The sequence below is a fragment of the Pseudomonas protegens genome, assembly GCF_013407925.2.
GTDB lineage: Bacteria > Pseudomonadota > Gammaproteobacteria > Pseudomonadales > Pseudomonadaceae > Aquipseudomonas > Aquipseudomonas fluorescens_AP.
Window position 1 is genome coordinate 493,960 of record NZ_CP060201.1, and the last position, 12,784, is coordinate 506,743.

At 66.0% G+C, this 12,784-nt stretch carries 14 protein-coding genes and 2 pseudogenes; 7 read left to right on the top strand and 9 right to left on the bottom strand.

The window, feature by feature from the left end; translation table 11 throughout:
• Positions 1-27 precede the first annotated feature (27 nt).
• Complete coding sequence (locus GGI48_RS02210) at positions 28-777, bottom strand: ArsR/SmtB family transcription factor (protein ID WP_179596711.1); 750 nt, start codon at positions 775-777, stop codon at positions 28-30.
• Between the two features lie 81 nt (positions 778-858).
• On the opposite strand from GGI48_RS02210, the gene GGI48_RS02215 reads away from it, so the two are divergent.
• Both GGI48_RS02215 and GGI48_RS02220 read left to right on the top strand, forming a co-directional pair.
• Complete coding sequence (locus GGI48_RS02215) at positions 859-2,025, top strand: cytochrome P450 (protein ID WP_179596713.1); 1,167 nt, start codon at positions 859-861, stop codon at positions 2,023-2,025.
• Between the two features lie 50 nt (positions 2,026-2,075).
• Entirely contained in the window at positions 2,076-2,570 is a 495-nt protein-coding gene (locus GGI48_RS02220) for a DUF1543 domain-containing protein (protein WP_103742066.1), read from the top strand.
• Here the strand turns inward: GGI48_RS02220 and GGI48_RS02225 are convergent.
• The gene (locus GGI48_RS02225; protein ID WP_179596715.1) at positions 2,563-3,531 is read right to left on the bottom strand and encodes a LysR substrate-binding domain-containing protein; all 969 of its coding nucleotides are present in this window, start codon (positions 3,529-3,531) and stop codon (positions 2,563-2,565) included. The genes GGI48_RS02220 and GGI48_RS02225 overlap by 8 nt on opposite strands.
• Before the next feature lie 114 nt (positions 3,532-3,645).
• Here GGI48_RS02225 and GGI48_RS02230 point away from each other — a divergent pair, with 114 nt between their 5' ends.
• Positions 3,646-4,287, top strand: a complete 642-nt coding sequence (locus tag GGI48_RS02230; RefSeq protein ID WP_260620600.1) for a LysE family translocator — start codon at positions 3,646-3,648, stop codon at positions 4,285-4,287.
• A gap of 18 nt (positions 4,288-4,305) precedes the next feature.
• Here GGI48_RS02230 and dmeF read toward each other — a convergent pair whose 3' ends face one another.
• Together dmeF and GGI48_RS02240 are read right to left on the bottom strand one after the other, a co-directional pair.
• Positions 4,306-5,313: a CDF family Co(II)/Ni(II) efflux transporter DmeF gene (gene dmeF / locus GGI48_RS02235; protein ID WP_179596719.1), complete on the bottom strand. Its 1,008-nt coding sequence runs from the start codon at positions 5,311-5,313 to the stop codon at positions 4,306-4,308.
• A gap of 10 nt (positions 5,314-5,323) precedes the next feature.
• Positions 5,324-5,599, bottom strand: coding sequence for a metal/formaldehyde-sensitive transcriptional repressor (locus tag GGI48_RS02240; RefSeq protein WP_047303817.1), 276 nt, complete (start codon positions 5,597-5,599; stop codon positions 5,324-5,326).
• Between the two features lie 224 nt (positions 5,600-5,823).
• On the opposite strand from GGI48_RS02240, the gene GGI48_RS02245 reads away from it, so the two are divergent.
• A complete protein-coding gene (locus GGI48_RS02245; protein WP_016966128.1) occupies positions 5,824-6,846 on the top strand; it encodes a sensor domain-containing diguanylate cyclase in 1,023 nt (340 codons plus the stop codon).
• Positions 6,847-6,862: 16 nt separating this feature from the next.
• Here GGI48_RS02245 and GGI48_RS02250 read toward each other — a convergent pair whose 3' ends face one another.
• From GGI48_RS02250 to GGI48_RS02260, 3 genes are all read right to left on the bottom strand, one after another.
• The gene (locus GGI48_RS02250; RefSeq protein ID WP_179596721.1) at positions 6,863-7,261 is read right to left on the bottom strand and encodes an NUDIX domain-containing protein; all 399 of its coding nucleotides are present in this window, start codon (positions 7,259-7,261) and stop codon (positions 6,863-6,865) included.
• 55 nt (positions 7,262-7,316) lie between these two features.
• Entirely contained in the window at positions 7,317-7,655 is a 339-nt protein-coding gene (locus GGI48_RS02255; RefSeq protein ID WP_060843293.1) for an FKBP-type peptidyl-prolyl cis-trans isomerase, read from the bottom strand.
• A 158-nt stretch (positions 7,656-7,813) separates the two neighbouring features.
• Positions 7,814-8,245, bottom strand: coding sequence for a DUF4265 domain-containing protein (locus GGI48_RS02260; protein ID WP_016966125.1), 432 nt, complete (start codon positions 8,243-8,245; stop codon positions 7,814-7,816).
• Positions 8,246-8,433: 188 nt separating this feature from the next.
• Here GGI48_RS02260 and GGI48_RS02265 point away from each other — a divergent pair, with 188 nt between their 5' ends.
• The 3 genes and pseudogenes from GGI48_RS02265 to GGI48_RS02270 form a co-directional block, all read left to right on the top strand.
• Positions 8,434-9,033: a LemA family protein gene (locus tag GGI48_RS02265; RefSeq protein WP_047303813.1), complete on the top strand. Its 600-nt coding sequence runs from the start codon at positions 8,434-8,436 to the stop codon at positions 9,031-9,033.
• 87 nt (positions 9,034-9,120) lie between these two features.
• Positions 9,121-9,243, top strand: a pseudogene (locus GGI48_RS31355) (peptidase M48); the annotation flags it as partial.
• Between the two features lie 54 nt (positions 9,244-9,297).
• Positions 9,298-10,053, top strand: a pseudogene (locus tag GGI48_RS02270) (M48 family metallopeptidase); the annotation flags it as partial.
• A gap of 23 nt (positions 10,054-10,076) precedes the next feature.
• Here GGI48_RS02270 and GGI48_RS02275 read toward each other — a convergent pair.
• Positions 10,077-11,330, bottom strand: coding sequence for an OprD family porin (locus tag GGI48_RS02275; protein ID WP_179596725.1), 1,254 nt, complete (start codon positions 11,328-11,330; stop codon positions 10,077-10,079).
• 92 nt (positions 11,331-11,422) lie between these two features.
• A complete protein-coding gene (locus GGI48_RS02280) occupies positions 11,423-12,727 on the bottom strand; it encodes a CitMHS family transporter (protein WP_016966121.1) in 1,305 nt (434 codons plus the stop codon).
• Between the last annotated feature and the right edge of the window lie 57 nt (positions 12,728-12,784).

The following is a 12,784-nucleotide window of genomic DNA, read 5'->3' on the forward strand; positions in this document are numbered from 1 at the left end:
CCCCGGGTGCCGCGTCCTCGTGGGGGCTCAGCCCCCCAGTTGCTGCAGCTCCAGACTGGCCGAGGCCGACAGCGGCCGCGACGGCTGGATCAGCGGCATGCCAAAACGCTTGCTGATGTAGCGCCCGCCGGTGCCGGTCAGGCTCAAGGCCCGGCTGTCCAGGTCGCGGACCAGCCATTTGCGCTCCAGCAATACCCGCAGCAAGGCAGCGCCGAGGGCGCCCCCCAGGTGCGGGCGGCGCATGCTCCAGTCCAGGCAGGGGCAGGCAACGCGGCGGCGCAGGGTGCGAAGCTCGGCGACCTCGATGCCCAGGCCACGGAAGAACTCGATGCCGCTGTCGCTGACTGGGTACTCCTCGCCCTCCCCGGCCGCCAGTAACCAGCCGGCTTCCAACATGCGGTCGTGCAACTGCACCCCCAGGGTGCCCGCCAGGTGGTCGTAGCAGGTGCGGGCGAACTGCAGGCGGTCCGGGGTGCGCGGGGTGAAGGTGCTGCCCTGGCCGATCACCATCAGCGCCTCCAGGGCCTGGGCCACCAGGGGATCGCCGAGGTCGTAGTAACGGTGCCGGCCCTGGACCTGCACCCGCAGCAAACCGGCGTCCTTGAGCTTGGCCAGGTGGGCGCTGGCGGTGGAGGTGCTGACCTGGGCAATCGCCGCCAGTTCGGTGCTGGTGCGGGCGTGGCCGTCCATCAGGGCACAGAGCATCCGGGTCCGGGCCGGCTCGGCGATGGCCGCCGCCACGTTGGATAGCCCGAGGTCGTTCTGCACTACATTCATATTTCGCTCCATGACGAATCGTGTCTTCGAAAGGCAGAGGATAGTAGCAACCTGGACATCTGCCCAACAAAGAGAAAAATCATGGACCCGATCAGCGCAGCTACCCATTTCGACCCCTACGACTTTTACTACGCCCGCCTGCGTGCCCGGGGCGGCCTGACCTATGATTCGGCGCTCGGGCTGTGGGTGGCCAGCAGCGCCGCGGCGGTTGCCGCCGTGCTCAACCACCCGGCCTGCCGGGTCCGGCCGCTGCAGGAGCCGGTGCCCCGGGCCATCGCCGGACGCCCCGCCGGGCAAGTGTTTGCCCGCCTGATGCGCATGAACGACGGCCCGCGGCATGGCTGTCCGCGCCAGGCCATGGCACCCGGGCTGCTGGCACTGGGCGGGATCGACCTGATGCCCTGGCTGGCCCGCTGGCGCCCGGCCCTGGGCGCGCCGCAGTGCGCCGCCGACCTGCAACGCTGGCAGTGGCGCCTGCCGGTGGCCCTGCTGGCCGCCCTGCTGGGGGTGCCCGCCGCGCAGTGCGAAGAACTGGCCCGACGCACCGGCCAGTTCGTCGCCTGCTTCTCGCCCCTGAGCACGGAGGAACAGCTGCAGGCTGCCGACGCCGCGGCGCACGACTTGCTCCGGCAGATGCAGGCCGTGCTCGACGGCCCGGAGCACAGCCCGCTCCTGGCGATGATCCTGCAACGCAGCAACGGGCTTGCCCCCGAGGACCTGCTGGCCAATCTGCTGGGCCTGCTGGCGCAAACCCACGACGCCTGCGCCGGGCTGCTGGGCAACAGCCTGCTGGCCTTGCTGGCGGACCCGACCCTGGCCCGGCGCCTGCAGCACGATCCCCGTCAGTTGCAGGACTGGCTGCTGCAACAGCAGCGCCTGGACCCGCCGGTGCAGAACTCCCGCCGCTTCGTGGCCGAGCCTTGCACCCTGCTCGGGGTCGACCTGCAAGCCGGGGATAGCGTGCTGGTGCTGCTGGCGGCGGCCAATCACGACCCGGCCCTGAGCGCGATCACCGGCAGCGATCCGGCGCAGCAGGGCTTCAGCTTCGGCGCCGGCGCCCATCGCTGCCCGGGTCGGGAGCTGGCCTTGAACATCGTCCACAGCCTGCTGTGCACCCTGCTGCAGCCCCCGGGCCTGGGGGCGCTGACCCTGCAGTGGCAATACCGGGCCTCGGTCAATGGCCGCCTGCCCCTGTTCAGCGACGCGCCGGACGGCCAGCCCATGGGCTGGCGGCCCACGGACGCTTGAGGTAAAAGGTGCCCCCACTGCCGAAACCGCGACTGGAAAAAGGAAGGATCATGCTGTTTGTGGTGATGCTCGGGGGCAAGCACCCCAAAGCGACAATCGAAGTCCACGACGTCCAATTCGTGGTTGCCGAGCGCCTTGAGTCGGCCTACGGGCAACTGCGCCAGGCCTGGTTCGGCAGCCCGGCGGGCTTGCACATCGACTCCTGGATGCGGGTCGACGGCGTCGAGCACTACAAGGTCGAGTTCAGCCCCCTGGCCCCCGGGCCGGGCGCGCCGCGCCTGTACTTCCTCAACCTGGGCGGCTACGAAGCGGCGACCTTTGGCGAGGCCCACCGCTACCTGCTGGTGGTGGCCAAAGACAAGACCGAAGCCAAGGCCAAGGGTAAACAGCAGATGCTGGCCCACTGGCACAAATCCCACACCGACGCCCTGCTCGACGTCGACGACTGCCTGCCGATCGACCTGCTGCAAGGACGCTATGTGCACCTGGTGCCAGGGCCGCACCAGGGCATCGAGCAACGCAACGACTACATCATCCTCAGCTGACCTCATGCCGGCCGGAAGCGCTCCCCGGCGCCCGATCATGCAGGTGCAGATCGCTGATGTCCGCCACCTGACTCAGCAAAAAGGTGCGCAACCGGGCAATGCGCTCCTGGTTCGAGCTGTCGCGCAGCCACACCAGGTAGTAGCCGTCCCCTGACGCCACCGCGCTGGGGAACGGCAGGCCGATACGCCCGTCACGTATGTCCTGCGCCACCAGGTGCAGGTCGCCGATCGACAGGCCGTGCCCGGCCATGGCGGCGCTGATCGCCTGGTCCAGGGAGTCGAAGACAGTGCCCCGTTCCAGCCGCACCTGCTCCAGCCAGGCTCGGTCCTCAAGCGCCTGGGCCTGCAGCCAGCGGCGCCAGTCGCGGCGGTCGGCCGAGGGGTGGATCAGCTGCGCATCCCTGAGCCGTTCCAGGGTCCAGGGCGCCCCGTGCGCGGCCTGCGGCGGGCCAATGGGAATCAGCCATTCATCGAACAGCTTGCAGGCCTCGACCCCGGCGCCGAAGTGGCCGTTGCCCAGAAGAATCGCGCAGTCGTAGGGCTCGGCGTAGAAGTCCACGTGATCGAAATCCATCCACACACTGGCCAGTTGCACCGCCAGTTCCGGCTGCTCGCCCTTGAGCCTCTCCAGAGCCCGCAGCAGCCAGCGCATGGTCAAAGTCGAAGGCGCCTTGAGGCGCAACTGACCGCGGTTGGCGCGCAACGGCAGGCACGCGTCCTCGATGATCCGGAAACCGACCTTGAGCTCCCGGGCCAGGCGCTCGCCGGCCTCGGTGAGCTGCAGCCGCGGGCCGTGGCGCTGGAACAGACGGCAACCGAACTGGCTCTCCAGGGTACGGATGTGCCGGCTGATGGCGCTCTGGGTCAGGGACAGTTCCTCGGCGGCCCGGGTAAAGGAGCAGGAACGGGCGGCCACTTCAAAGGCGCGCAATGCGTAGAGCGGTGGCAGGGACTCGACCATCAACGGGCACTCATGATGAGAAAAAATCATAGTAGCGCACAGCTTTTTGCGTTTTTCAACGCCGGACAAAGGCGCCAAGCTTGGCGCTCTTGGACTGAGCAGGAGCCCTGCACCGTGGACCTTAACCTGTCGTTATTGTTGGCCTATGCCCTCAGCGTGCTGTTGCTGGTGGCCACCCCGGGGCCGGTGGTGGCGCTGATCGTCAACACCAGCCTCAACGCCGGGCCGCGCCAGGCGCTGCTGACCGCCCTGGGCACCCATGCCGCCTCGTTGCTGCTGGCGCTGCTGGCGCTGCTGATGCTGACCACCGGCCTGGCGCTGGATCCGCGGCTGATCAGTGGAATCAGCCTGCTGGGGTGCGGCTTTATAGGCTGGCTGGCGCTGCAGGGCCTGCGCGAGGCCACAGGCCCGCAAACCGCGCCGGCCGCCGCGCCGACCGCCCGCGGCCGGCGCGGCCTGGCCAATGGCTTTTTGCTGGGCATCAGCAACCCCAAGGACATCCTGTTCTTTGTCTCGTTCTTCCCCCAGTTCATCCAGGTCAGCCGCTCCTTCGAGCGCAGCGCGCTGCTGCTGACGCTGGTCTGGGTGGTGATCGATTTTGCCGTGCTTGGGGCTTATATCCTGATGGCGCGCCAGGGGTTCTCGCTCAAGTACAAGCGCCAGGTGACCGGCCTGTCGAGCCTGGTGCTGCTGGCGGTGGCCTTGGCGGGGCTGGTTTATACCGGGTTTGAACTGTACCGCTCGGGCGCCGCCTGAGGCGCCCGGCCAGCGGACTTAGAGGGTGCGCAGCTCCAGGGTCAGGTGCGCCAGCCCGGGCAAGGCTGCCAGGCGCCCACGCACGGCCTCGACACTGAGCGAGGCCTGGGCCACCACGCTGACGATCACCGCCCGCGCCTCAGGCCCCACCCGCCACACATGCAGGTCGACAATGCGCGCATCCCCCGGCTCTTCCACCGAACGCCGGACCTGTTCGGCCAGGCGCTCATCGCTGGTATCGAGCAGCACCGCCGCACTGGACTTGATCAGCGCATAGGACCAGCGGGCAATCACCAGCGCGCCGACAAGGCCCATCACCGGATCGAGCCAGACCCAGCCCAGGTAACGCCCGGCCAACAGCGCGACAATGGCCAGCACCGAGGTCAGGGCATCGGCCAGCACATGCACATAGGCCGAGTGCAGATTGTTGTCACCCCGAGCCCGATGCTGCTCGTGATGCTCGTGATGCTCGTGATGCTCGTGATGCTCGTGATGCTCGTGATGCTCGTGATGCTCGTGATGCTCGTGATCATGATGGTGGTCGTGGGCATGGTGGTGATGCCCATGATCGCCGCCCAGCAGCCAGGCGCTGAGGATGTTCACCAAAAGCCCGACCACCGCGATCAGCGTGGCCTCGGCAAAGGCCACGGCAGTGGGTTGGAACAGCCGCACCAGGGATTCGCCGGCAATTCCCAGGGCCACCAGGCCGAGAATGATCGCCGAGGCGAACCCCGCCAGGTCGCCGACCTTGCCGGTGCCGAAGCTGAAACGCCAGTTGCCGGCATTGCGCCGGGCGAAACCATAGGCCGCCGCGGCGATGCCCAGGGCTCCGGCGTGGGTCGCCATGTGCAGCCCATCGGCCAGCAAGGCCATGGACCCGGTGAGGTAACCGGCGACGATTTCCCCCGCCATCATCACCACCGTCAGCAGCACCACCCACAGGGTGCGCCGGGCATTGTCATCGTGATCGGCACCGAGAAACTGATGGTCGTGGCTCAAATGTGCAGCCTGCTGCGACAGATTCATGGTCCCGCTCCTATTTCGAATAACGGCGAATGGCTTCGAGCAGCTCATCCACGCCACGGGCCCGCTCGGCATCGCTGAGCTCGGGGTTGGCCACATGCTCCAGGGCATGGGCCTCGATGATCTCGCCCATCAGGCCGCTGATGGCGCCACGGGTCGCCGCCACCAGGTGCAGGGTCTTGCCGCAATCGGCCCCGGTCTCCAGCGCCCGCTCCACGGCCTGGACCTGGCCGAGAATGCGCCGGACCCGCTTGAGCAGTTCATCTTTTTGCGCGTGCGTGTGTGACATACCCATACCCCCTATACCTATATCGGAAGGCATCATGCTCCCACGGCCAATCCGACACAAGCCGGCCGCTGCAAAAAAAGCCCAGGCTCCCGGCACCGTCCCCCGGTCGCCGACGAGTGACCCGAGGCCGCAGAAAAAGCTGCTGCACAGCCCATAGCGTGGATTAACATAGCCCAGTGCCACCAACCCCCCAGGACTCACCCTTCCATGCTGTCCAGAATCTTATGATTGCTGTCTGGTTCCTGCTGTGCCTGACCTTGTTGCTGACCCTGCTGACGCTGTGGCTGCTGCGCCGCGAACGCCGCGCCCAGGCCCAGTTGCGCGCCTATCGCAAACGGGTCGAGGGCCTGCCCGACGACGCCGAGCGCTTCAAGCGCAGCCAGTACTTCGCACGGATCGGCACCTGGGACTGGGAGGTCGACACCCAGCGCCTGTACTGGTCGGAAGCGATCTACGGCATGTTCGGCTTCAAGGTCGGCGAGGTGGTGCCCTCCTACGAGCTGTTCTGCTCCTGCGTGCACCCCGAGGACCGGGAGCGGGTGCGCGCCGGCGAATTGCGCTGCCTGGAAACCGGCGAGAACCATGACGAGGAATACCGCGTCGTCTGGCCCGACGGCAGCATCCACTGGCTGCGCGAAACCGGCAACGTGGTGAAGAACGTGCACGACACCACCATCAAGATGATGGGCGTGGTACGAGACATCACCGATGAGAAAGTCTCCACCCGCCAGCTGCAGCAACTGGCCCACTTCGACCCGCTGACCGGGCTGCCCAATCGGTTGATGCTCGAACAGCGCCTGTCCCGAGCCCTGGAACAGGCGCGCCTCAACCAGACCCGGGTGGCCCTGGTGTTCGTCGACCTCAACGGTTTCAAGGCCATCAACGACCAGTACGGCCATGCCGCCGGGGACCGGGTGCTGAACGCCACGGCCCAGCGCCTGCAAGGCATCCTGCGCAGCAGCGACACCGTGGCGCGGATCGGCGGCGACGAATTCGTGGTGGTTCTCGAAGGCCTGTCCCCTGGGCTCGACCTGACTGAAGAAGCCCGGCGCATCGGCGAAAAGATCTTCAGCCAGCTATCGCCGCCGGTGGAGGTGGACAGCCAGCGCCACAGCATCGGCAGCAGCCTGGGCGTGGCGGTGTTTCCCGACCATGCCGGGCGCATGGACCAGTTGCTGCACGTCGCCGACCTGGCGATGTACGAAGCCAAACGCAGCGGCAACAACCAGTACCGCCTGGGGCAGTAATACCCGGCAGCAGGGCCTAGGCGTGGCGACCCGCGCCGAGCAACCGCTCATGCAGAAAGCCCAGGGCCGCTTGAAACAGCGGGTGCCATTGGGCCGACGGCGGGCTTGCCAGGGGGTGCCAGAAAAACTCGAAGTCATGACCGCCGTCATCCGCGGTGAAGTGCGTCCAGCTTGCGGGCAGCGGCGCCGGCACCTGGCACTCATGGAACGCCCACACCTGGCCGGCAAACCCAGAGTGCCAGAGGCCGAGAAAGCGGCTTTCCTCGGCCTCGACGCCCGCCTCTTCCGCCAGTTCGCGGACCGCGCCAGCGGCGGTCGACTCTCCCGCTTCCAGCGTGCCCTTGACCAATTGCAGGCCGGCCAGCGGATGGCGAAAGGCCAAGACCTCAAGCTCGGTGGTGTAGCGCAGCAGCACCGGGCAAGCCTTGTTGGCGGGGGTCGAGGGTGCGGCTGACGTTTGCGCTGGCCCCTCAGTCGTCACGGGTCAGCACTTCCAGCAGCTCGATCTCGAAGATCAGGTTCGAGTTGGGCGGGATCGCGCCCATGCTGCGCTCGCCGTAACCCAGGTGCGCCGGCACCAGTAGCTTGCGCTTGCCGCCCACCTGCATGCCCATCAGGCCCTGGTCCCAGCCCTTGATCACCCGCCCAGTGCCGATCACGCACTGGAACGGCTTGCCGCGATCGTAGGAGGAATCGAAGCTGCTGCCGTCTTCCAGAAAACCCCGGTACTGGGTGGTGATCAAAGCGCCCTTGACCACCGCCTTGCCGTCCCCCAACTGGATATCGATCACCTGCAATTGGTCACTCATGCTTCACTCCCGTTCAAAGATGGCCCCGACGCGGGACTGCGGCGCGCTTTTTCGCAGAATTGCCGCGGCTTGGCAATCTCAGCAGGTCGTCCTCGATGCAGGCACTGTCGCTGTTGGCATCAGATTTCAAGCTCATCGGCCCTGGCGCCTTGGCGCTGTCACTGGCGCAACAGTCCGCTTTCATAATCCAGCCAATCCCGCTCGAAGCACGCCTGCAGGTACTCCAGCACGCTGTCCAGCTGCACCGCGGCCGGCACATTGACCGAGAAGAAGGCCTTGCTCATGCCCTCCCAGCGGCAACCCAGGGCATTGATCCGTTCCAGCACCTCGCTGATCCGTTCCCGGCCGGCCTTGAAGAACACCAGGCGCAGGGTGCTGTTGCCACTGCTGCGTGCCACCTGCCTGAACCATTTCAGACCATCGGCCTCGACCTGCACGGTCACCTCGTCGTCATAACAGACGTCCTGGGAATAGAACGGAAGATTGGCGATCCGGTACAGACCGTCAGGCTGCGGCTCCGCCCAGACCCCTTCGCTGGCAACCGGTGGATAGTCGTCGACCACCGTCAACCTGAGCATGATCTTGTCCATTGCCTGTCCCTGGTTCATTGAATAAAAGGCGCCCGGCCGACCTTGAGGCCGGCGCATGCCGCGCGCTTTTTCGCAGAATTGCCGGCCCATGGCAATCCTTGAATGGCGCCCGGGCAAAGGTCTGTCGCTGCCTGGGACGTTTCCGTTACCATGGCCGCCCCCACGCCTCACCCCGATAAGGACATCCCATGGCCACCGCCGATATCGTCGCCCTGGTGCTGCTCGCCGCTCTGGCGCTGTACCTGGTCAGCCTCTACAACCGCCTGACGACCCGGCGCAACCGCCTGCGCAATGCCTTCGCCCAGATCGAAGTGCAGCTCAAGCGCCGCTACGACCTGATTCCCAACCTGCTGGAAACCGTCAAAGGCTACCTGCAACACGAGCGCCAAACCCTGACCGCCCTGGCCGAAGCGCGCAACAGTGCCCGGGACAGCCTGCAAGCGGCCGCCGCGCAACCCGGCGACAGCGCCAGCATTGCCCGCCTGGGCCAGGACCAGGGCGCCCTGGATCAGGTTCTTAATCGTCTGCACCTGAGCCTGGAGGCCTACCCGGAACTCAAGGCCTCGCAGAACATGGCGCAGCTCAGCGAAGAGCTCACCAGCACCGAGAACAAGGTCGCCTACGCGCGCCAGGCCTTCAACGACGCCGTGACCGACTACAACCTGTGCAAGCAGCAAGTGCCGGCGCTGTTTTTCGCCGGGCTGTTCGGCCATCGCGCCGATGCCGCGCTGCTGCAATTCGCCGACAGCGCGCAGATCCAGGACGCCAGCAAAGTGTCCTTCCAGTAACCCCGCCGCCTGCCCCCGGAAGCTTGCATGAAGTTCTTTCAACACCAGGCCCGTGCCCGGCGCCACACCCTCAAACTGCTGCTGTTGATGACCCTGGCGGTGGCTACCCTGGTCAGCCTCAGCAGCCTCGGGCTGGGCCTGTTGTGGCGCGAGCTGAGTCAGCAGTACGGCCAGCCCAAGGTGCTGAACTGGATCGTGGTCGCGGGATTGGCGCTGCTCATGCTGGTGGTGGTGCTGCTGGGCAGTTGGTACCAGACCTGGCGCCTGCGAGCCGGGGGCAAGGTGATCGCCGAGCACCTGGGCGGGCGCCTGATCAACGATTCGCCACGGGGCAGCGAGGAACAGCGGCTGCTCAATATCGTCGAGGAAATGGCCCTGGCCTCGGGCGCCACGATGCCGGCCGTGTATGTCCTGCCAGAAGACGCGATCAATGCCTTCGCCGCCGGACTGACCCCGCAGCAGGCGGTGCTGGGCATCACCCGTGGCGCCCTCATCCACCTGGACCGCGACGAGTTGCAGGGCATGGTCGCCCACGAGTTCAGCCACATTCACAACGGTGACATGCGCCTCAACACCCGCTTGCTGGCGGTGATCCACGGCCTGCTGGTGTTCAGCCTGGCGGGCATCGCGGTGCTGCGCCAGGCGGAAAAGCAGCACCTGGGCAGCGACCGCCACCGCTTCTTCTGGCAGATCATCTTCGCTGTGCTGGGCCTGGCCCTGCTGGTCTTCGGCTCTTTGGGCAGCTTGCTGGGCAACCTGATCAAGGCGGCCATCTGCCGTCAGCGCGAGTTTCTCGCCGATGCCTCGGCGGTGCAGTTCACCCGCAACCCCCAGGGCATTGCCGGCGCCCTGAAAAAGATCGGCGGCAGCAGCGCCGGTTCACGCCTGCGCGCCTTCGCCGCCGCCCAGTACAGCCACCTGTATTTCCACCAGGGGGTGAAACTGCGCCTGGAGCGGCTGTTCGCCACCCACCCACCGCTGGCCGCGCGCATCCAGCGCCTGGATCCGCAGTGGGATGGGCGCTTCAAGCCGCTGTAAAGGCCCTACCAGAGGGCAATCTCGTAAGTGATGTAGAGGCGGTTGCTGTCCCGCCCACGGGAATAGTCGGAGCGATACACATAATTGCGCAGCTTCACCCCCAGCCCCTTGAACGAGCCTTGCTGAAGCACATAGGCCAGTTCGCTGTCGCGCTCCCACTCATCGACCCGGGTCTTGGACTTGCCGTCATTGCCGCTCAGGTAGCGCGAGCTGAAGGTCAGGCCGGGCACACCCAGGCTGGCGAAGTTGTAGCCATAGCCGAGCATCCAGGTCTTCTCGCCCTCCTCGATGAACTTGCCGATACCGGCGTTACTGAAGGAGTAGACCGTGGCGCCGCTGATATAGGGCAAGCCGGCATCGCCACTGAGGCGCTGATAGCCACCACCAAGGGAGTGCCCGGCGATCGCGTAGGTCAGTTGGCCGCTGAGCATGCGGTTGTCGATCTTGCCGTCAAACGCCGCGCCTGAATCGGCGCTGCGGAAGTAGCGCAGATCGCTGGTCAAGGTGCCCTGCCCCAGTGCCAGGTCATGCTGGAGGCCGACAAAGTCCTGCCGATAGAAGTTCTCAAGCTCGCCATGGAAATAGCTCAGGCGCAGGTTCTTGCTCCATTTGTATTCGGCCCCGCCGTAGCGGAAGTCCCCGGACTGGCCGCCGCTGTAGCCGTCGGGCACCAGCCCCACGCTGTCGGTGGAGTCACGCAGTTTGAAGCGCTGCAGATAACCGCCGGTCAAGCTCAGGCCGTCGATATCCGTGCTGGTGAGCTGGGTGCCCTGATAGGTCTGCGGCAATAGACGGGCATCGTTGTAGACCAGCACCGGGGTCTTGGGCAGCAAGGTGCCGTACTTGAGGGTGGTCTTGGCCAGCCGCACCTTGGCCGTGGCGCCGGCACTGGCGAATTCGTCCGCGGCGCGCCCGTCGTCGTGCACCGGCAGCAGCCCCGTGCCACTGCGGCCCTTGCCGGAATCGAGCCGAACCCCCAGCAGCCCCAGGGCATCGATCCCGAAGCCCAGGGTGCCGGGGGTGAACCCGGACTGATAATCGAGCAGGAAGCCCTGGGCCCATTCAGTGCGCTCGCTCTTGGCGGTGCGCGCAGCCTTGGCGCTGAGGCCGTGTTCGTCGCGGAAGTTCTCGTTGAAATAGACGTTGCGCAGTTGCAGCTTGAGGCTGCTGTCGTCGATGAAGCCGGCGCCCTGGGCCGCCGCCAGGGGCAGCAGGCTCAAGCTGGACAGCATCAGGGTGCGGGTTGGCCAATGGCTCATGGGGTAGTTCTCGTTGTTGTTATTCAAGGCGCAGTTGGCCCTGGCGCCCTTTTAACCAGGGCGCCGGGCCATCAAAGAGGGTTTCGAACGGGTCAGACGAACAGGGTCAGGGCACCGGTCAGCAAGGCCAGGGCGGTAATCACCAGCGAGGTCAGCACCGCCCACTTCACCGTGGCTTTCTGGAAGTCGCCGATGTCGCGATCGACCATGCCCACCAGCAGCAGGGTCGAGGCCACCAACGGGCTCATCAGGTGCACCGGCTGGCCGAGGATCGAGGCGCGGGCGATTTCCAGGGGAGAAATGCCATAGGCCGCCGCCGCGTTGGCCAGGATCGGCACCACGCCGAAGTAATAGGCATCGTTGGACAGGACGAAGGTGAGCGGCATGCTGGTCAGCGCCACCACCAGCGGGAACAGGTGGCCCCAGGACGGCGGAATCCAGTCCACCAGGGTCTGCGCCAGGGCGTCGACCATCTTGGTGCCGGAGAAGATCCCGGCGAAGATTCCTGCGGCGAATACCAGCAGCACCACGGTCATGGCGTTGCCTGAGTGGGCAAGAATGCGCTCCTTCTGAATGTCCAGCTGCGGGTAGTTGATCATCAGGGCCAGGACAAAACCGATCAGGAACAGCACCGCCGAGTGCATCAGGCCCAGCACCAGCGCGGTCATCACCGCCATCACCAGCAAGAGGTTGACGTAGGCCAGCTTGGGCCGCTTGTGCGGGGTGTCTTCGAGAATCGCCTTGATGTAGCAGTCGCCACCACCGCTTTGCAGCTGGGTATTTCCGATACGCTTGCGCTCGGCCCGGCCCAGCAGGTAGGCGGTGAACACCACCCAGGCGGCGCCGCCGATCATGGTCGGCAACAGCGGCACGAAGTACTCGCCGGCATCCAGGCCAAGGGCGGCGATGGCCCGGGTGGCCGGCCCGCCCCAGGGGGTCATGCCGCTCATGATGCTCAACGACAGCATGGAGATGGTGGCGAGGATCATCGGGTTCATGCCGATGCGCTTGTACAGCGGCAGCATGGCCGCGCAGGTGATCATGTAGGTGGTGGTGCCGTCACCGTCCAGGGCCACCACCAGCGACAGCAGCGCGGTGCCCATGGCGATCTTGGTCGGATCACCATTGACCCGTTTGAGAATCTTGCGGATCAGCGGGTCGAACAGCCCCGAATCGATCATCAAGCCGAAGAACAGAATGGCGAACAGCAACAGCGCCGCCGACGGCGCGACCATTTTCAGGCCGTCGAGCATCATCTTGCCGGTGCTGCCGGCAAACCCGCCGAGCACCGCGAAAACGATCGGCACCAGGGTCAAGGCGACGATGGGCGACAGGCGTTTGGTCATGATCAGGACGGTGAAGACCACCACCATGGCGAGGCCGAGTAAGGCGAGCATAAGTCGATTCTCTTGTTTTTATGGTGAGCGTGACCGGCACGCAGGCGCGGCCACCCG